At 63.6% G+C, this 17,933-nt stretch carries 15 protein-coding genes; 6 read left to right on the top strand and 9 right to left on the bottom strand.

The window, feature by feature from the left end:
- The first annotated feature begins 91 nt into the window (after positions 1-91).
- The 5 genes from C1A35_RS00175 (at position 92) to C1A35_RS00155 (ending at position 6,940) form a co-directional block, all read left to right on the top strand.
- Positions 92-1,945 (top strand): extracellular solute-binding protein, encoded by a 1,854-nt coding sequence (locus C1A35_RS00175; protein WP_104662380.1) that lies wholly within the window; start codon positions 92-94, stop codon positions 1,943-1,945.
- Between the two features lie 171 nt (positions 1,946-2,116).
- Positions 2,117-3,199: a microcin C ABC transporter permease YejB gene (locus C1A35_RS00170; RefSeq protein WP_104662379.1), complete on the top strand. Its 1,083-nt coding sequence runs from the start codon at positions 2,117-2,119 to the stop codon at positions 3,197-3,199.
- Positions 3,199-4,335 (top strand): ABC transporter permease, encoded by a 1,137-nt coding sequence (locus C1A35_RS00165; RefSeq protein ID WP_104662378.1) that lies wholly within the window; start codon positions 3,199-3,201, stop codon positions 4,333-4,335. The genes C1A35_RS00170 and C1A35_RS00165 overlap by 1 nt, the downstream gene beginning before the upstream one ends.
- Before the next feature lie 8 nt (positions 4,336-4,343).
- Entirely contained in the window at positions 4,344-5,972 is a 1,629-nt protein-coding gene (locus C1A35_RS00160; protein WP_104662883.1) for an ABC transporter ATP-binding protein, read from the top strand.
- Between the two features lie 8 nt (positions 5,973-5,980).
- The gene (locus tag C1A35_RS00155; protein WP_104662377.1) at positions 5,981-6,940 is read left to right on the top strand and encodes a 2-hydroxyacid dehydrogenase; all 960 of its coding nucleotides are present in this window, start codon (positions 5,981-5,983) and stop codon (positions 6,938-6,940) included.
- A gap of 36 nt (positions 6,941-6,976) precedes the next feature.
- On the opposite strand, the gene C1A35_RS00150 is transcribed toward C1A35_RS00155, so the two are convergent.
- The 3 genes from C1A35_RS00150 to C1A35_RS00140 form a co-directional block, all read right to left on the bottom strand.
- Positions 6,977-7,831, bottom strand: a complete 855-nt coding sequence (locus C1A35_RS00150) for a C40 family peptidase (RefSeq protein WP_104662376.1) — start codon at positions 7,829-7,831, stop codon at positions 6,977-6,979.
- A gap of 6 nt (positions 7,832-7,837) precedes the next feature.
- Positions 7,838-8,188 (bottom strand): MarR family transcriptional regulator, encoded by a 351-nt coding sequence (locus C1A35_RS00145; protein WP_104662375.1) that lies wholly within the window; start codon positions 8,186-8,188, stop codon positions 7,838-7,840.
- Positions 8,189-8,275: 87 nt separating this feature from the next.
- Positions 8,276-9,667, bottom strand: a complete 1,392-nt coding sequence (locus C1A35_RS00140) for a leucyl aminopeptidase family protein (RefSeq protein WP_104662374.1) — start codon at positions 9,665-9,667, stop codon at positions 8,276-8,278.
- A 131-nt stretch (positions 9,668-9,798) separates the two neighbouring features.
- Here C1A35_RS00140 and C1A35_RS00135 point away from each other — a divergent pair, with 131 nt between their 5' ends.
- A complete protein-coding gene (locus C1A35_RS00135) occupies positions 9,799-10,623 on the top strand; it encodes a tetratricopeptide repeat protein (RefSeq protein ID WP_104662373.1) in 825 nt (274 codons plus the stop codon).
- A 244-nt stretch (positions 10,624-10,867) separates the two neighbouring features.
- On the opposite strand, the gene C1A35_RS00130 is transcribed toward C1A35_RS00135, so the two are convergent.
- From C1A35_RS00130 to C1A35_RS00105, 6 genes are read right to left on the bottom strand one after another with little or no spacing between them, the layout of a single operon-like run.
- Entirely contained in the window at positions 10,868-11,854 is a 987-nt protein-coding gene (locus tag C1A35_RS00130) for a type II secretion system F family protein (RefSeq protein ID WP_104662372.1), read from the bottom strand.
- A gap of 10 nt (positions 11,855-11,864) precedes the next feature.
- Entirely contained in the window at positions 11,865-12,875 is a 1,011-nt protein-coding gene (locus tag C1A35_RS00125) for a type II secretion system F family protein (RefSeq protein WP_104662371.1), read from the bottom strand.
- Positions 12,876-12,883: 8 nt separating this feature from the next.
- Positions 12,884-14,347, bottom strand: coding sequence for a CpaF family protein (locus tag C1A35_RS00120; protein WP_199772823.1), 1,464 nt, complete (start codon positions 14,345-14,347; stop codon positions 12,884-12,886).
- A 17-nt stretch (positions 14,348-14,364) separates the two neighbouring features.
- The gene (locus C1A35_RS00115) at positions 14,365-15,651 is read right to left on the bottom strand and encodes an AAA family ATPase (protein WP_104662370.1); all 1,287 of its coding nucleotides are present in this window, start codon (positions 15,649-15,651) and stop codon (positions 14,365-14,367) included.
- Positions 15,652-15,669: 18 nt separating this feature from the next.
- Complete coding sequence (locus C1A35_RS00110; protein WP_104662881.1) at positions 15,670-16,356, bottom strand: CpaD family pilus assembly protein; 687 nt, start codon at positions 16,354-16,356, stop codon at positions 15,670-15,672.
- Positions 16,357-16,412: 56 nt separating this feature from the next.
- Complete coding sequence (locus C1A35_RS00105; RefSeq protein ID WP_104662369.1) at positions 16,413-17,933, bottom strand: type II and III secretion system protein family protein; 1,521 nt, start codon at positions 17,931-17,933, stop codon at positions 16,413-16,415.

Raw genomic sequence — 17,933 nt, 5'->3', positions numbered from 1 at the left:
AATTCGCCTGATTTGCGGCAGTGCCTGTCAATTGCCCGGATTTGGCCTATGCTCGCGAAAAAGAACATTGAATTTAAGGGGTACAGGCTGGATGCCACACTTCTGCAGGATCGTGAAATCTGGGATTGCAGCGCCGCTTTTGGCAGCGACACTTCTCCTTCTTCCTCCTGCAGCGCAAGCCGACCACGCCGATTGGCATCACGGCCTCTCCCTCATCGACAAGCTGAAATACGCCCCGGATTTCCCCCACTACGATTACGTCAACCCCGAGGCGCCGAAGGGCGGCGACGTCAAACTGTCGACCACCGGAACCTTTGACACCTTCAACCCGGTTCTCGACAAGGGACAGCCCGCAGTGGGACTGGCGCTCGTCTTCGACACATTGCTGAAATCCGCCGACGACGAGATCTCCACCGGCTACGGGCTGCTGGCGGAAGGCGTATCGTACCCCGCAGACATTTCGTCCGCCACGTTCCGCCTGCGGCAGGAAGCCAAGTGGGCGGACGGGAAGCCTGTGACCCCGGAAGACGTCGTCTTCAGCCTAGACAAGAGCAAGGAGCTCGATCCGCTCTACGCCAACTATTACAAGCACGTGACCTCGGCGGAAAAGACCGGCGAACGCGACGTCACCTTCCACTTCGACCAGAAGAACAACCGCGAGCTGCCCAACATCCTCGGCCAGTTGCAGATTCTACCGAAACACTGGTGGGAAGGGCAGGGACCGGACGGCAAGCCGCGCGACATCACCAAGACAACGCTGGAACCGGTGATGGGATCCGGCCCCTACAAGATCGCCGCATTTTCGGCCGGCGCGTCCGTTCGCTACGAGCTGAGAGACGACTATTGGGGCAAATCACTGAACGTCAATGTCGGTCAGAACAATTTCGGCTCGATCAGCTACACCTTCTTCGGCGACCGGGATGTCGAGTTCGAGGCGTTTCGGTCGGGAAACAGCGATTACTGGCTTGAGAACATCGCGGCCCGCTGGGCGACCGGTTATGATTTCCCGGCTGTCAAGGACGGTCGCGTCAAGCGTGAGAGCCTGCCCAATCCGTTGCGGGCCACCGGCGTCATGCAGGCCCTGGTCCCGAACATGCGCCGGGCGCCCTTCAATGACGAAAGGGTGCGCCAGGCGCTGAACTTTGCCCTCGACTTCGAGGAAATGAACCGCACGGTGTTCTACAACCAGTATACGCGCGTCGACAGCTACTTCTGGAACACCGATCTTGCCTCGTCGGGCCTGCCCCAGGACGCGGAGCTGGCGATCCTCGAGGAAGTGAAGGACAAGGTGCCGCCGGAAGTGTTCACGGCACCGTACAAGAACCCGGTCGGCGGCACCCCGCAGGCGGGACGCGACAACCTTCGCCAGGCGATCGCGCTCCTGAAGGAGGCCGGCTTCGAGCTCAAGGGCAACCGGATGGTCGAGGCAAAGACAGGCAAGCCCTTCTCGTTCGAGATCCTGCTCAGCAGCGACACGCTCGAGCGCGTGGCGCTTCCCTATGCCCAGAACCTGAAGAAGATCGGGATCGACGCGCGTGTGCGCACCGTCGATGCCTCGCAGTACACCAACCGGACACGCGCCTTCGACTACGACATGACGTGGATCGTCTGGGCACAGACGCTGAGCCCCGGCAACGAGCAGCTCGACTACTGGGGTTCGCGTTCCGCCACGGAACAGGGTTCCAGAAACTATGCCGGCATTGCCGATCCGGGTGTCGACGCGCTGATCAACAAGGTCATCTTCGCGAAGGACCGCGACACGCTGGTGGCGGCGACCAAGGCGCTCGACCGCGTGCTGCTCGCCCACAATTACGTCGTGCCGCTTTACTACAAGCGCGACATGAACATCGCCTACTGGGACAAATTTTCCCGTCCCGCCGAACTTCCGACTTACGCGATCGGCTTCCCGACGATCTGGTGGTCGAAAAACGCCTCCCCCAAATGAAGTCCTTGCGCTCGAATGGCGTCTCGATTCCAAATGCAAAAAAACGAATCACTGAAACAGGCCCCGATGCGGGCCCCGCAAGGAGACACAGGGATTGAGACATCATAGACGGCATGCCGACGCTTCGCCGGTCCGGGCCCGCGCCCACACGTCGATCGAAAGGCTCGCCTGATGGGTGCCTACATCCTGCGCCGCCTGCTTCTGATGATCCCGACGATCTTCGGGATCATGGCGATCTCCTTCATCGTGGTGCAATTCGCGCCGGGCGGCCCGGTCGAACAGGTGATTTCGGACCTCACCAATGCCGGCGGCTCCGATCGCCTGTCGGGCAGCAGCGGCGACCTGATGCAAGCCGGCGGCGACGAAGGCGGGCGCTATCGCGGCGCTCAAGGGCTCGACCCGGAATTCATCGCCAAACTCGAAAAGCAGTTCGGCTTCGACAAGCCGCCGCTCGAGCGCTTCGCCACGATGATGTGGAACTATATGCGCTTCGATTTCGGCGAGAGCTTCTTCCGCAACACCTCGGTCATCGATCTCATCAAGGAGAAGATGCCGGTCTCGATCTCGCTCGGTCTCTGGATCCTCTTGTTTTCCTACGCGATCTCGATCCCGCTCGGCATCAAGAAGGCGGTGTCCGACGGCTCCGCCTTCGACGTCTGGACCTCCGGCATCATCGTCGTCGGTTATGCCGTGCCGAGCTTCCTCTTCGGCATCCTGCTGATCGTCGTCTTTGCCGGCGGCTCGTTCTTCGACTGGTTCCCGCTGCGCGGCATCGTCTCCGACAATTTCTGGGATCTGCCCTGGTGGCAGAAGATCCTCGACTACATCTGGCACATGACGCTGCCGCTCGTGACGTTGCTGCTTTCGGCCTTCGCGACGACGACGCTGCTGACCAAGAACTCGTTCATCGACGAGATCAAGAAGCAGTATGTGACGACGGCGCGGGCCAAGGGGCTCACCGACCGCCAGGTGCTCTATGGTCACGTCTTCCGCAACGCCATGCTGATCATCATCGCCGGCTTTCCCGGCGCCTTCATCTCGGCCTTCTTCACCGGCTCGCTTCTGATCGAATACATCTTCTCGCTCGATGGCCTCGGGCGCCTCGGCTATGATTCCGTCGTCAAGCGCGACTATCCGATCGTTTTTGCCACCCTCTTCATCTTCTCGCTGATGGGACTGCTCGTCAGCCTGCTTTCGGACCTCATCTACACCTGGGTCGATCCGCGCATCGACTTCGAGCGGAGGGATGTCTGATGGCTGATGTGACGGCTTCCCCGACGGCTGCGGCTCCGCGTGGCTGGCTCTCGCCGGTCAACCAGCGCCGCTGGCAGAATTTCAAGGCGAACCGACGCGGCTACTGGTCGCTCTGGCTGTTCCTGGCGCTGTTCGGGCTCAGCCTGGTCGGCGAGCTCATCGCCAATGACAGGCCGATTGTCGCCTCCTACAAGGGCGAGCTTCTGTTCCCCGTCGTCATCGACTATCCGGAGGAAAGGTTCGGCGGCTTTCTTGCCGAGACCGACTACCGCTCCGACTTCATCCGCGACGAGATCGAGGCCAATGGCTGGATGATCTGGCCGCCGGTGCGCTATTCCTATCAGACGGTCAATTCCAACATCCCGCATTCGGCACCGACCAAGCCCTTCTGGCTGATGGACAAGGAGGAGCGCTGCTCCGCCTATCCGGACAAGACCAACGATCGCAACTGCATCGTCGGCAACCTCAACTGGCTCGGCACCGACGACCAGGCCCGCGACGTCTTTGCGCGGATGATCTACGGCTTCCGCATCTCGGTGCTCTTTGGCCTGACACTGACCATTGCCTCGGCGGTGATCGGTGTTACCGCCGGCGCCATCCAGGGTTACTTCGGCGGCTGGACCGATCTCCTGATGCAGCGCTTCATCGAGATCTGGTCGTCGATGCCGGTGCTCTACATCCTGTTGATCATCGCCGCGATCCTGCCGCCCGGCTTCTTCATCCTGCTCGGCATCATGCTCTTGTTTTCCTGGGTCGGCTTCGTCGGCGTCGTGCGCGCCGAGTTCCTGCGGGCGCGCAATTTCGAGTATGTGAACGCCGCGCGGGCGCTCGGCGTCGGCAATGGCACGATCATGTATCGCCACCTCCTGCCGAACGCGATGGTGGCGACGCTGACCTTCCTGCCCTTCATCCTCTCGGGTTCGATCACGACTCTGACCTCGCTCGACTTCCTCGGCTTCGGCATGCCGCCGGGATCGCCGTCACTTGGCGAGATGATCGCCCAGGGCAAATCCAACCTGCAGGCGCCCTGGCTCGGGCTGACGGCCTTCTGCGTCATGTCGTTGATGCTGTCGCTGCTGATCTTCGTCGGCGAAGCGACGCGCGATGCCTTCGATCCGAGAAAGACGTTCCGGTGAGCGCGACGATGACAGATCCAATTCTCTCGGTCCGCGACCTCTCGGTCGCCTTTCACCAGGGCGGCAACACCTCCGTTGCCGTCGACCACATCTCCTTTGAGATCAAACGCGGGGAGACGGTGGCGCTCGTCGGCGAATCCGGCTCGGGCAAATCGGTCTCGGCCAATTCGATCCTGAAGCTGCTTCCCTACCCGTCCGCCAGCCACCCGAGCGGCGAGATCGTCTTCAATGGCAAGGATCTGCTGAAGGCCAGCGATGCCGAGCTGCGCCATGCGCGCGGCAACGACATCACCATGATCTTCCAGGAACCGATGACCTCGCTCAACCCGCTGCATTCGATCGAGCGGCAGATCGGCGAGATCCTGGAGCTGCATCAGGGGCTGGAGGGCGCAGCGCGACGCACGCGCATCCTCGAACTCTTGAACCAGGTCGGCATCCGCGAGCCGGAGAAGCGCCTCAGCGCCTATCCGCACGAGCTCTCGGGCGGCCAGCGCCAGCGCGTGATGATCGCGATGGCGCTCGCCAACCGGCCGGAGCTCTTGATCGCCGATGAGCCGACGACGGCGCTCGACGTCACCGTGCAGGCGCAGATCCTCGAGCTCCTGAAGACGCTCAAGGACGAGCATGGCATGTCGATGCTGTTCATCACCCACGACCTCGGCATCGTGCGCAAGATCGCCGACCGGGTCTGCGTGATGACCAAGGGCAAGATCGTCGAGACCGGGCCGACCGCCGAGATCTTCGCCAACCCGCAGCACGCCTATACCCGCCATCTGCTCGCCTCCGAGCCGAAGGGCAACCCGCCGCCATCAGACGCATCGAAGCCGATCGTGATGGAAGCCTCCGACATGAAGGTGTGGTTTCCGATCAAGGCCGGGTTCCTGCGCAAGGTGGTCGACCATGTGAAGGCGGTCGACGGCATCGACCTGAAGCTTCGCGCCGGCCAGACGCTCGGCGTCGTCGGCGAATCCGGCTCAGGCAAGACGACGCTCGGGCTGGCATTGACGCGGCTGATCTCGTCGAAGGGCCGCATCGCCTTCATCGGCAAGGACATCGACCGCTACAGCTTCAACGAGATGCGTCCGCTTCGAAACCGGATGCAGATCGTCTTCCAGGATCCCTATGGCTCGCTCAGCCCGCGCATGTCGGTGGCCGACATCATTGCCGAGGGGCTGAAAATCCACGAGCGCGCGCTTTCGGACAACGAACGTGATGCCCGGGTCGCCGCAGCGCTCGAAGAGGTCGGCCTCGATCCCTCGACCCGCTGGCGTTATCCGCACGAGTTCTCCGGCGGCCAGCGCCAGCGCATCGCCATTGCGCGCGCCATGGTGCTGAAACCGCAATTCGTCATGCTCGACGAACCGACATCGGCGCTCGACATGAGCGTGCAGGCGCAGGTGGTCGATCTGTTGCGCGACCTGCAGAGCAAACACGATCTCGCCTATCTGTTCATCAGCCACGACCTCAAGGTCGTACGCGCGCTTGCCAACGAGATGATCGTGATGCGCATGGGCAAGGTGGTGGAACAGGGCCCGGCCGAGCGCATCTTCAACGACCCGAGCCAGGACTATACCAAGGCCCTGATGGCCGCCGCCTTCAACCTCGAAGCCGTCAACTTGACCGCGATCCGCCAATAGGTGTCCGAATGTCCGCAAAGAGCCCCGTCATCGTCGATCTGAAATTCATTCCAGAGGAAGTCGAGGCGGCGCTTCGCGGCGCTTTCCCCGATCGCGAGGTGATCAACCGAGCCGATGCCGTGCACCACAGCCGCAACCTCTCCGGCATCGACTATGCGGTGGTGTGGAAGTCGGCACCGGATCTTTTCGACCGGGCGCCGGACCTCAAGGTGGTGTTCTCCGGCGGCGCCGGCGTCGATCATGTGCTGACGCTGCCCGGTCTCCCCGAGGTGCCGCTGGTGCGCTTCGTCGACCAGACGCTGACGACGCGCATGAGCGAGTGGGTGGTCATGCAGTGCCTTCTGCACCTGCGTCAGCACCGTGCCTACGAGGCGCAGGCGGCAAGGCGCGAATGGCGCGACCTGACCCAGCCCGAAGCCGCCGACATCACCGTCGGCATCATGGGCATGGGCGTGCTCGGCCAGGACGCCGCCCGCAAGCTCTCGGCCATGGGCTTCAAGGTGATCGGCTGGTCGCGCGGCAAGCGCGACGTCGCCGGCATCGAGACCTTCGGCGGCGACGAACTCGACACCTTCCTGGCGCGCACGGATTTTCTCGTCGGCCTGCTGCCGCTCACGCCGGATACCCGCGGCATCTTCAACCTGCGCCTGTTTGCCCGGTTGAGCCGCGACGGACCGTTCGGCGCGCCCGTGTTCATCAATGCCGGCCGCGGCGGCAGCCAGGTGGAAGCCGATATCCTCAAGGCGCTCGACAGCGGCGTTCTCGGCGGCGCCTCGCTGGATGTCTTCGAGCAGGAACCACTTTCGACTGACAGCCGCTTCTGGACGATGCCCAACGTCTATGTCACGCCACACGTGGCGGCATCCTCCGACGTCAAGGCGCTCTTCCGCCATGTGGAGCAGCAGATCGCGCGCTTCGAAAGCGGACAGGCGCTCGAACATGTGGTTGATAAAGTAGCCGGCTATTGATGACGCGCCGGCCTGCCGCGGCGGCCGGCTACCGGATCAGGGGCGGCGATAGCCCGTCGGTTGCTCATAGAGCCAACCAATCCGCTCGATCGAGGCTTCCAACCCCTCTCGCGCGACAGTCATCGTGTGGCCGTTGGCGTGGATCAGGGTTTCGTCGTCCTCCATCAGCGCGACGTGGCCCTTCCAGAAGACGAGGTCACCGCGCGTGAGCTCTTCGCGCGCGATCGGCGTTCCCAGCCCCGTCGCCTGCATGTCGGAATCGCGCGGCGCTTGCCTGCCGACCATCATCATCGACAATTGCACGAGGCCTGAACAATCGATGCCGAAGCCGGAACGACCGCCCCAGAGGTAGGGCGTTTCGACGAAGCGGGCAGCGACCGAGACATAGTCTCCCGGCACGACACTGCCGACCTCGATGCAGTGATTGGCGATGACCGCCTGGCCGCCGTCGAGCAGGAAATAGCGCGTTCCCCGGGTCTCGCGCTCATCGACAACCGTCAACCGACTGCCCATCGACAGCGGATAGACGGTCGGAAAGCGCAGATCATGACCGATATAGACGAAGGTGCGCGGCGCGGAGACGATATGTGTCGGGCTCCTGACCACCGGCGCGAGGCAGTATTCCGGCAGGTAGCCGACATAGCCGTCGAGATCGGCCTTCACCCAGCACCAGCTCTCGCTGGTGTCGAGCACCCGTACCGATTCGCCGAGCAACAGTTCGGTATCGGTCCCGCAGGTGAGGTCGGGTTTCGCCCGCAGCGGCGCAACCGGAACCGAGATCCGGGCAACGCTGCCCTCGACGTATCGTTCGGCTTGCACGACACCGCGAAGGCGGCTCTCCGCGAGATCGGGGCGATAGGCATTCAGGCGGCGATCGGGCAGTGTCGACATGGCTACTCACTTCAGCTGTTTGCGGCCCTGATCAATGATCAGATCACCGAATTTTTCAAGATAGAGAGCACCCTCGACTGTCCTTTTGATGACGACGTTGCGGCGATCGCGGTCATCACGGGCGCGATCGACAAGGCCAAGCGCGCCCATGGTATCGAGCGCACGGGTGATGACCGGCTTGGTGACGCCAAGCGTCGCCGCCAGCCCGCGCACGGTGTGCGGCGGCGGCACGAGGTAGATGTGCAGGAGGATCGCCAGCTGGCGCAAGGTCAGATCGCGGCTGTCGACGCGGACCTGGGCGAGCGACACCGAATGCCAAAGCCCGAGGGCCTGGGAGGGCGTTAGCTCGATCGGCAATGGCGGCTCCTACGCGTGATACTGATCCGCCACGATAGCGGCGGATCGTTACGCAAGCGTTTCTTTCGCGGGATATGCCGAGTGCAGCTACTTCGCCATCTTCTGGATATGCTGGTAGAGCGCGCGGATCGCCTGTGCCTCGCCACCAACGGGCGAATGCGGCCGTTCGGACTGGGCCCAGCCGAAGATGTCGAAATGCACCCAGCTCTTGGCGTTGGTGACGAAGCGCCTGAGGAAGAGCGCGGCAGTGATCGACCCGGCCATGCCGCCGGCCGGCGCATTGGTCAGGTCGGCGATACGGGCCGAGATATCCTTGTCGTAGCCATTGTGGAGCGGCATGCGCCACATCGGATCGTCCACCTCGAGGCTCGCCTCGGAGAGATCATGGGCGAGATCGGCATCGTCGGTGAAGAAGGGCGGCAGGTCCGGGCCGAGCGCCACGCGGGCCGCGCCGGTGAGCGTCGCCATGTCGACGAGCAGGTCGGTCTTTTCTTCATCGGCATAGGCGAGCGCATCAGCCAGGATCAGCCGGCCCTCGGCATCGGTGTTGTCGATCTGAACCGTGAGCCCCTTGCGGCTGCGATAGATGTCGCCCGGCCGGAAGGCATTGGCCGAGATCGAATTTTCCACCACCGGCACGATGACACGCAGGTCCACCTTGAGCTTGGCGTCCATGATCATCAGCGCCAGGCCGAGCACGTTGGCGGCACCGCCCATGTCCTTCTTCATCAGCAGCATGGAGGCCGCCGGCTTGATGTCGAGACCGCCGGTATCGAAGCACACGCCCTTGCCGACGAGCGTCACCTTCTTGTGGCCCTTCTTGCCCCAGCGCAGCTCCATGAGCCGCGGCGCCTCGGCGCTGGCGCGGCCGACGGTGTGGACCAGTGGGAAGTTCTGCGTCAGCAGCGCCTCGCCGGTAATGACGGAGACATCGGCCTTATAGTGGGCGGCGAGCGCGCGAAACGCCGCTTCGAGCGCTTCCGGCCCCATGTCGTTGGTCGGCGTGTTGATGAGGTCGCGCGCCAGGAACACACCGGCGAGCTGGCGCTTGATGTCGGTCGCATCCGCGTCGGCGGGGATCAAAAGCGTCGGCGGCTCGCCCTTGGAGGACTTGTAGCGCTCGAAGCGATAGGAGCCGAGGCCGTAGCCGAGCGCCAGCCGGTTGGCGGTGAGCGGCGCGGTTTCGACGTGCCACTTGCCCGCCGGCAGCGCCCGCGCGAGCTTGCCGGCAAGAAACGGCGCTTCCGACGGGTTGCTGCCGAGGCCGAAGAGCGCGCCGCCGAGATGGCCGTCGGCGGACGGAATCAACAGCACCGCACCGGATTCGGCCGTGAAGCCAGCCTTGCGCGCCCAGTCCAAAGCGATCGGGTCGATCGTCCCCGTCTCGATATGCGCCGGCGTGACGGCGAAGATCGGCAGGGTCTTGCCGGCGCTGGTGTTGAACGGCGACGGCCGCTCGATGAACTGATAGGGAGCCATGAAAGTCCTCGGCTGACAGAGATGGAATCGCGCCATTAACGCTCTGTTAGGGTTAACAGATTATTGCTGGAGTGAAAGTTGCGCCGGTGTTGTCTGAAGTTCAGGTGCGCGAATGCATGCTGGGGACACCTATGGCCAAACGCACGATCTCATCCTTCACCGCCGCTCGACTGTGCCAGGGTGCTGCCATGGCGCTCCTGGCGCTTTCGCTTGCGGGCTGCGCCAACCAGCCGAAGAAGGAACTGACGACGGGCTCGATCGCGCGCACATCGAAGCCGGTGCAGTCGATGACGGCGACGGAACTGTCGCAAGCGACCGAAAGCATCGGCCAGGCTTACGAGAAGAACCCGAAAGACCGCGAAGCGGGGCTCAACTACGCCAATGTGCTGCGCATGACCGGCCGCAACGAGCAGGCGCTCGCCGTCATGCAGCAGGTCGCGATCAACCACCCGTCCGACCGTGAGGTGCTCGGCGCCTACGGCAAGGCACAGGCCGCCGCCGGCCAGCTCGAGCAGGCGCTTGCGACGATCGGCCGGGCGCAGACGCCCGACCGGCCGGACTGGAAGCTGAAATCGGCCGAGGGCGCGATCCTCGACCAGCTGGGCCGGGCCCAGGAAGCGCGCCTGCGCTATCGTGAAGCCCTCGATCTCAAGCCGAACGAACCGTCGGTGCTCTCCAATCTCGGCATGTCCTATCTCCTGACCAAGGATCTGCGTACGGCCGAAACCTATTTCAAGTCGGCGGCGAGCCAGCCCGGCGCCGACAGCAGCGTGCGTCAGAACCTGGCGCTCGCCGTCGGCCTTCAGGGGCGCTTCCAGGAAGCCGAGACGATCGCCCGCCAGGAGCTTTCCAGCGAACAGGCGGAAGCGAACGTCGCCTATCTGCGCTCGATGCTGTCGCAGCAGGGCGCATGGAAGGAACTCGCCAAGGCCGACGAAAAGAAGGTCGCCAACTAGGGCTGGTCGCGATCCCCCGCGCACGCTTTTGGCGCTTTAAGCTTCCGACTTTTCGCCTGTTGCCATTCGAAGGCAGCCGCGCGCATCTGCATGGCCCGCCCTATCAAACAAGCGCCCAAGCAACCTTCCCGACCGGCAGCTTTTGAGAAGCGACAGCCGCGCTGCCGGATGGCAGGCGCCGCGGCCGCATCCGCTCGGTACTTTCTAAGGGAGTGACAGCCGGAACGCCTTCGATCGGTGTGACCTAGAACTTGTCGGCGACCTGGATGCCTGCCGGTCCGAGAATGACGGCGATCAGCACCGGCAGGAAGAAGAGGATCATCGGCACGGTCAGCTTCGGCGGCAGCGCTGCGGCCTTCTTCTCGGCGGCCGTCATGCGCTGGTCGCGGCTTTCTTGCGCAAGGACGCGCAGGGCCTGGGCGATCGGCGTGCCGTAGCGGTCCGCCTGGATCAGCGCCTGGACCACGGATTTGACCTCTTCGAGACCGGTGCGCTGCCCGAAGTTTTCAAGCGCCGCCCGGCGCTCGGGCAGGAACGACAGTTCCGCCGTCGTCAGCACCAGCTCTTCCGCCAGCGGCTGCGACTGCGAAGCCACCTCGTCGGCGACACGACGCATGCCGAGCTCCATCGACACGCCCGATTCGACGCAAATCAGCAGGAGATCCAGCGCATCCGGCCAGGCCCGGCGTATCGACGCCTGCCGTTTGGAGATGGCGTTGGTCACGGCGATGTTCGGCGCATAGAAGCCCAGATAGGCAAAGCCGATGGCGAAGAACAGCCGCACCATGAACGGCTTGTCGACAAAGTTGCCGAGCACGAAGATGTAGACGAGCGCGACCAGCAGGAACAGGAAGGGCAGGCAGAAGCGCGCGAACAGGAAAGTGTTGAGAGCGTTCTGCGAACGGAAGCCGGCCATCTTCAAGCGGTTGACCGTGTTGTCGTCGACAAGGGCGGAGCGCAGGTTGAGGCGTTCGACGATCTGCCGGATGGAGGCGTTGTTCTGCCCGCGCAGGGCTGCCCGGCCGTTTTGAACGTCGGCCGCAAGCCGCGCCCGTTCGCGTGCCCGGATCTGCTCGCGTTCGGTCGCAACCGACTTCATCCGCTTGCCGAGGTCGCCGCGCTCGAAGAAGGGTACGATCAACGAATAGATGGTCGCGAGCACGGCGAGCGAAACGAGAACGGCGATGACGACGTTGGGATCGGTCAGGGTCTTGATCAGGTTCGTGCTCATCGCCGCCCCCTCAGATGTCGAAGTTGATCATGTTGCGCATCACCCAGATGCCGATGCTCATCCAGAACAGGCCGCCACCGATGATCAGATGACCGCGCGGGTCGGTGAACAGCACCATCAGGTAGGTGGGCGATGTCAGGTAGACCAAAAGCGCGACGATGAACGGCAGGGCGCCGATGATGCAGGCGGAAGCCTTGGCTTCCATCGACATGGCGCTGACCTTCGCCCGCATCTTCCTGCGCTCGCGCAGAACCTTCGACAGGTTGCCGAGCGCTTCGGACAGATTGCCGCCTGCCTGCGCCTGGATGCCGATGACGATGGCGAAGAAATTCACTTCCGGCAGCGGGATGCTGTTGACCATGCGAGCGCAGGCCTCGGGAACGCTCAAGCCGACCTGCTGGGATTCCACCACGCGACGAAACTCCGTCCTTACCGGCTCCTGGCCATCCGAGGCGATGAGGCGCAGCGCGTCGTTGAGGGGAAGCCCCGATTTGATCGAGCGGACCATGATTTCGAGCGCATTCGGGAACTCTTCGAGGAACTTCTTGCAGCGGTGTTTGATCAGGAAGCCGACGAACCAGCGCGGCAGGCCGAGAGCGGCAATCACGGCGATGCCGAGGCCAATGGCGACCCCGGTCCCCAGCGTCAGCACCACCAGAAAGGCAAACAGGCCGAAGAGCGCGCTGAACAGGTAGAAGCGCCCGATGGAGATCGACAGGTTCGCCTGGGTCAGTCGCACCTTCATCGAAGGTGCCGCCCTGGTCGAGCGCTCCTGCTGTTTCTTTTCCAGTTCCTTCAGCGAATCCTGGACGGATTTTCGTCGTTTCGACAGCTCGCTGACGCGGTCGCGCGCAGCCTTCACCTTGGCACGGTCGGTTTCCGCGGCGCTGATCCTGCGCACCCGGCCTTCCGCCTTCTTTTCGCTTTCGATGCGCGAGAACAGCAGGCCGTAGGCAAGCGCCGCGGCCGATATGGCGACCAGGGCGGCCAACGCCAGAACGGTGATGTCTATCCCGAACATCGCAGCTCCTAGCTCTTGTCCATCGCGTCGAGGGTCGCGGCCAGGCGCTTGTCCTCGTTGAAGTAGCGGGCGCGGTCCCAGAAATGCGGTCGGCCGATGCCGGTCGAGACGTGGCGGCCGATGATCCGTCCGCCTGCATCCTCGCCGTCGATCTCGTAGCGCATCAGGTCCTGTGTGATGATCACGTCGCCTTCCATGCCCACGACCTCGGTGATGTGGGTGATGCGGCGCGAACCGTCGCGAAGGCGGGAGGCCTGGATGATCACGTCCACCGAGCCTGCGATAATCTCGCGCACGGTCTTGGCCGGCAGCGAGTAACCGCCAAGCGCGATCATCGATTCCATGCGGCTCAGGCATTCGCGCGGCGTGTTGGCGTGGATGGTCCCCATCGACCCGTCGTGGCCGGTGTTCATCGCCTGGAGCAGGTCGAAGACCTCCGCACCGCGCACTTCGCCGACGATGATCCGCTCCGGCCGCATGCGCAGGCAGTTCTTGATGAGATCGCGCATGGTGATCTCGCCCTCGCCTTCGATGTTGGGAGGGCGGGTTTCGAGCCGCACGACGTGCGGCTGCTGCAGCTGCAGCTCGGCGGTGTCTTCGCAGGTGATCACCCGCTCGTCCGTGTCGATATAGCGCGTCAGGCAGTTGAGCAGCGTCGTCTTGCCCGAACCGGTGCCGCCGGAAATGACGATGTTGCAGCGGACGCGGCCAATGATCTGCAGGAGAACGGCGCCCTCCGGCGTGACCGAACCGAAGCGGACGAGCTGCTCGAGCGTCAGCTTGTCCTTCTTGAACTTGCGGATCGTCAGTGCCGTGCCATCGATGGCGAGCGGCGGGGCGATGACGTTGACGCGGGATCCATCCGGCAGGCGGGCGTCGCAGATCGGGCTCGATTCATCGACGCGGCGGCCGACCTGGCCGACGATGCGCTGGCAGATCGAAAGAAGCTGCGCGTTGTCGCGGAACCGGATCTCCGATTCCTGCACCTTGCCGGCGACTTCGATGAAGGTCTGGCCGGCGCCGTTGACCATGATGTCGGCGATGTCGTCACGGGCGAGCAGAGGCTCGAGCGGACCATAACCCAACACGTCGTTGCAGATGTCGTCGAGCAGTTCCTCCTGCTCGGAGATCGACATCGCGAAATTCTTGATCGTGATGATGTCGTTGACGATATCGCGGATTTCCTCGCGCGCGCTCTCGGTGTCGAGCTTGGCGAGTTGCGACAGATCGATCGTATCGATCAGCGCGGAAAAGACCTGCGTTTTCGTGTCGTAGTAGTCTTCCGTGCGCGCCTGACGCCGCCTAGCCGGCGGGGCGGGCGGCTGCACCCTCGAACTTGCGGACGGCGTATCGGCCAGAACCGGGACGACACGCTCGACCACCGGCGCTTGCACAGCAGTCACGATCGGCGGAGGGGCGGAACCCGGGGTACCGCCTTTGCCGAAGCCTTCGTTTCCGCGTTTGCCAAACATCTCAGTAACCCTACGTCCTATTTCCTGCCGAGCGCTGCGAGCATCTTGCCAAGGCCGCCACGCCGCGCCTTCTTCATCGTCACGCGGCCGGTCAGAAGATGCGCAAGCTGCGAGAAGGTTTCGGCGGCGGGCGCCTTCTTGTCGATCTCGGCGATCATCCGGCCGCTGTTGGACGCGTTGCCGAACAGGGCTGCGTCGAAGGGAATGATGGCAGCCGCTTCGATTTCGAGCGAATCGCAGAACTCGTTTGCGGCGATCTCCGGACGCTTCGGCATGCCGACCTGGTTCAGCACCAGGTGCGGCGGCTTGTCGTTGGGACGCAGCTTCTTCATCGCGTCGAGCAAGTTCTTGGTGTTGCGCAGGCTTGCAAGATCGGGAATTGCCGTGATCACCACTTCGTCGGCCTCGCCAAGCACGGACCGCGTCCAGTCGGTCCACAGATGCGGAACGTCGAGAACGGAGAAGGGGGCGCTACGCTGCAGGATCTCGAGGATCGGGTGGAAAGCCCCGGTCTCGAAATCGTAGGCGCGGTCGAGCATCGAAGGGGCGGCAAGCAGCGACAGGTGTTCGGAACACTTGGTCAGCAGGCGATCGAGGAAGACCTCGTCCAGCCGCTCCGGCGCGAAGACCGCCTCGGCAATTCCTTGCGGCGGATCCTGATCGAAGTCGATGTTGGCGGTGCCATAGGGCAGGTCGAGGTCGGCAAGAATCGTCTCGGTCGAGAACAGGCTGGAGATGCCCCAGGCGCAATTGTGCGCGATCACGGACGAGCCGCAGCCGCCCTTGGCGCCGATGAAGGCGATGCTGCGCCCCAGGGGCTCTGCATCGGGATCGACGAAGATCGCCGACACGGCGGTCAGAATGTCCGGCATCGACACCGGCGCGACCATGTATTCGGAGATGCCGTTGCGGATGAGGTCGCGGTAGAGCCCGATATCGTTGTGCTTGCCGACGAGGATTACCTTGGTGCTCGGGTCGCAGACCTCCGCCAGCGGCGCCAGCTCCGACAGCAGCGACTGCGGCTCCGTCGTCGTCTCGAGAATGATAAGGTTGGGCGTCGATACGGTCGCAAACATGTTTGCGGCGGCATCGATGCTGCCGCTGTTGATGCGCAGACTTACCTTCGCCATGCGGCGATCCTGCCCGCACTGCTCCATCAGCCGCAGCATCGCGTTGCTTTCGCAGAACGCATGGATCGAAATCCGCGGCAGCGGCCGAACCTGCTCCAGTTCGCTCATCCGTGCCTCGAAGGACGGTTCGTCCCTGTCGCCGCCGGTCTCGATCCTGTAATCGATCGTACTCATCTCTTCATCCAGCCGATATCAGTTGGTGGGGCTGCCCTTCTTCCCGGTTCCACGCCAATCCGTGATCACCTGGCCACGCTGCGTAGCGTCGATCGGCGACATCTGGCGCGGACCGAGGAGGTCCGTCGGGTTTGCAAGCTGGGCCGCAAGGTTCGATTGCGAGGCGCAACCGAAATTGTAGTAGTTCTTGTTTTCCAGGGTGTTGAGGTTCAGGTCCTCAGGCCAGGTGCCGCAAGGCCCCGTCTGTGCGGTAATCGCCACGTAGCTCAGGCGGATGGGCGCCGCGTCGCCATAGGGTCCCGCATCGTAGCTCGTCTCCAGCAACCTTTTGGCCGGCACGCCGGCGGCAGCGAGCACGCCGCGGATCTCCCGGCGCATCGCCTGGGCTGCGTGGCTGTTGGCCGCACCACGCGGCATCATGATCTGCACGACGCCGCTTGCCGCGTTGCGATAGTCGGCCGCGAAACCGGCGATGACGTCACGCGTGCCCTGGGTCAGACGGCGATCGCCCGACGCGATCGGAATATCGAGAACGCGCTCCCCTTCGGCAAGCACGATCGGATGCCGGGTGCGGTAGTCGTCGGGGATGGAGCCGGTCGCAAGATTGTCCTTCGTGCCGCAAGCGGCAAGCAAGGCGCCGGCCAGGGCCAGGACGGCCACATGGGCTGCGCGGCGAAGGGATGGTTCGGACGGGCTTAAGGACATGGCATTCGTCCTTTCGGAATTCGCGTGGGAATCGGTTCGAAGCGTCATGACCCAGCCTATTTGTAGATGAAGCCAACGTTGCCGTGGTAGCGGCCCGCAGGCGCCGCTGCCTCCGGCCGGCCATAGATGCGGTTCACCCGGCCGAGGAAGAAGCTGTCGAGATCGTTGACCGGATTGAAGTTATCGTCGGGCCGGGCGATCGCGCTTCTGGCGACCGGGCGAACCAAGTAGGGCGTGGCGATGATGACGAGTTCGGACTCGTTGCGCACGAAGTCCTTGCTGCGGAAGAGCGTTCCGAGGATCGGGATCTTCGCCGCACCTGGCAGACCGGACATCGCCTGGCGAATATTGTCCTGAACGAGACCGGCGATCACGATCGAGCCGCCGGACGGCAGCTCGACGCTCGTGGAGGCCTCGCGCTTGCGAATCCCGAGGAAGGTGTTGCCGGGAATGGAGGTCTTGCCGTTGCCGGTGACGACGGAACCCTCGTAGGTCGGCTCGGAAACGTTCGTTTCGATCTTCAGGCTGATGCGCCCGGGTCCGAGCACGACCGGCTTGAAGTTCAGGCGGATGCCATATTCGACATCATTGACTTCGCGGGTGACCGAGTCTTCCTGGACCTGTTGCGTTCCCGCCAGGCGGAATTCGCCGCCAACGTAGAACTTGGCTTCCTGTCCTGAAATTGCCGTAAGGCTTGGCTCAGCCAGCGTTCGCATCACGCCGGCCTGCTCCATCGCGTTGATGTAGCTGGAGATCGTGGTGCCGCCGATGGTTTTGTTGATCATGGCATTCACGCCGACGCCGACCGCGTCGCCGAGGTTGGCCGGGTTGCGGAAGGCGATGCCGCTCTCACCGTCGCCTACGCGACCGTTGAAGCCGAGCTGTTTCAGCACCTGCCGGCTGACCTCGGCCACGGTGACCTTGAGATTGACCTGATCGTCGCCGTCGATCGTCAACAGATTGACGATCTGCGACACCTGCCGGTCTTCGGCGAAGATGTCGGCGTCACCATTGTTGCCCTGGGCGGTGATGTTGCGCGTGGTCGCCTCGCCGCCCTGGAGGAAGGCCTTGGCGAGGTCGACGGCGCGGCTGGAATCGAGCGGCGTGCGCACGGTCCCGGTCAAGACGATGTTGTCCGAGATGATCTCGACATTGATATCGGCGTCCGGAATGAAGCGGCGCAGGTTGGACTGGAGGTTGGCGATGTCGCGCTCGACCTCGATGTCGAGGGAGACGATCTCCTCGCCGTTGGGGCCGAAGACAAAGATGTTGGTCTGGCCGACGGACTTGCCGAAGAGATAGATGCGCCGCGAGGTACGGGTCACGGCGTCGGCGAGCGTCGGGTCGGCGACGAGGATGTCATGCGCGTCCGCGGGCAAATCGACGACCACGGCCTTGTTCAAGCCGAGGCTGACCTTCTTCTTCGCGCCGGGGCCGCTTTCGACGATCCGCACGACCGAGGACGCAGCGGCCAGCGCCACCGTCGGCGCCGGCAGATACATGCCGGTAACCGCCAGGCAGAATGACAGGCCGGCTGCGACAGACGCCCGAAATGTGTTTCCGCTCCGTTTCACCAT

The organism is Ensifer adhaerens (assembly GCF_002940685.1).
GTDB classification, from domain to species: domain Bacteria; phylum Pseudomonadota; class Alphaproteobacteria; order Rhizobiales; family Rhizobiaceae; genus Ensifer; species Ensifer adhaerens_E.
The sequence above is the reverse complement of the archived record's forward strand: the minus strand, read 5'-3'. Positions and strand labels throughout refer to the sequence as shown.

Coding starts and splice junctions, on each gene's coding strand:
- C1A35_RS00175 (WP_104662380.1), top strand. CDS start 92: ATGCCACACTTCTGCAGGATCGTGAAATCTGGGATTGCAGCGCCGCTT.
- C1A35_RS00170 (WP_104662379.1), top strand. CDS start 2,117: ATGGGTGCCTACATCCTGCGCCGCCTGCTTCTGATGATCCCGACGATC.
- C1A35_RS00165 (WP_104662378.1), top strand. CDS start 3,199: ATGGCTGATGTGACGGCTTCCCCGACGGCTGCGGCTCCGCGTGGCTGG.
- C1A35_RS00160 (WP_104662883.1), top strand. CDS start 4,344: ATGACAGATCCAATTCTCTCGGTCCGCGACCTCTCGGTCGCCTTTCAC.
- C1A35_RS00155 (WP_104662377.1), top strand. CDS start 5,981: ATGTCCGCAAAGAGCCCCGTCATCGTCGATCTGAAATTCATTCCAGAG.
- C1A35_RS00150 (WP_104662376.1), bottom strand. CDS start 7,831: ATGTCGACACTGCCCGATCGCCGCCTGAATGCCTATCGCCCCGATCTC.
- C1A35_RS00140 (WP_104662374.1), bottom strand. CDS start 9,667: ATGGCTCCCTATCAGTTCATCGAGCGGCCGTCGCCGTTCAACACCAGC.
- C1A35_RS00135 (WP_104662373.1), top strand. CDS start 9,799: ATGGCCAAACGCACGATCTCATCCTTCACCGCCGCTCGACTGTGCCAG.
- C1A35_RS00130 (WP_104662372.1), bottom strand. CDS start 11,854: ATGAGCACGAACCTGATCAAGACCCTGACCGATCCCAACGTCGTCATC.
- C1A35_RS00125 (WP_104662371.1), bottom strand. CDS start 12,875: ATGTTCGGGATAGACATCACCGTTCTGGCGTTGGCCGCCCTGGTCGCC.
- C1A35_RS00120 (WP_199772823.1), bottom strand. CDS start 14,347: ATGTTTGGCAAACGCGGAAACGAAGGCTTCGGCAAAGGCGGTACCCCG.
- C1A35_RS00115 (WP_104662370.1), bottom strand. CDS start 15,651: ATGAGTACGATCGATTACAGGATCGAGACCGGCGGCGACAGGGACGAA.
- C1A35_RS00110 (WP_104662881.1), bottom strand. CDS start 16,356: ATGTCCTTAAGCCCGTCCGAACCATCCCTTCGCCGCGCAGCCCATGTG.
- C1A35_RS00105 (WP_104662369.1), bottom strand. CDS start 17,933: ATGGTGAAACGGAGCGGAAACACATTTCGGGCGTCTGTCGCAGCCGGC.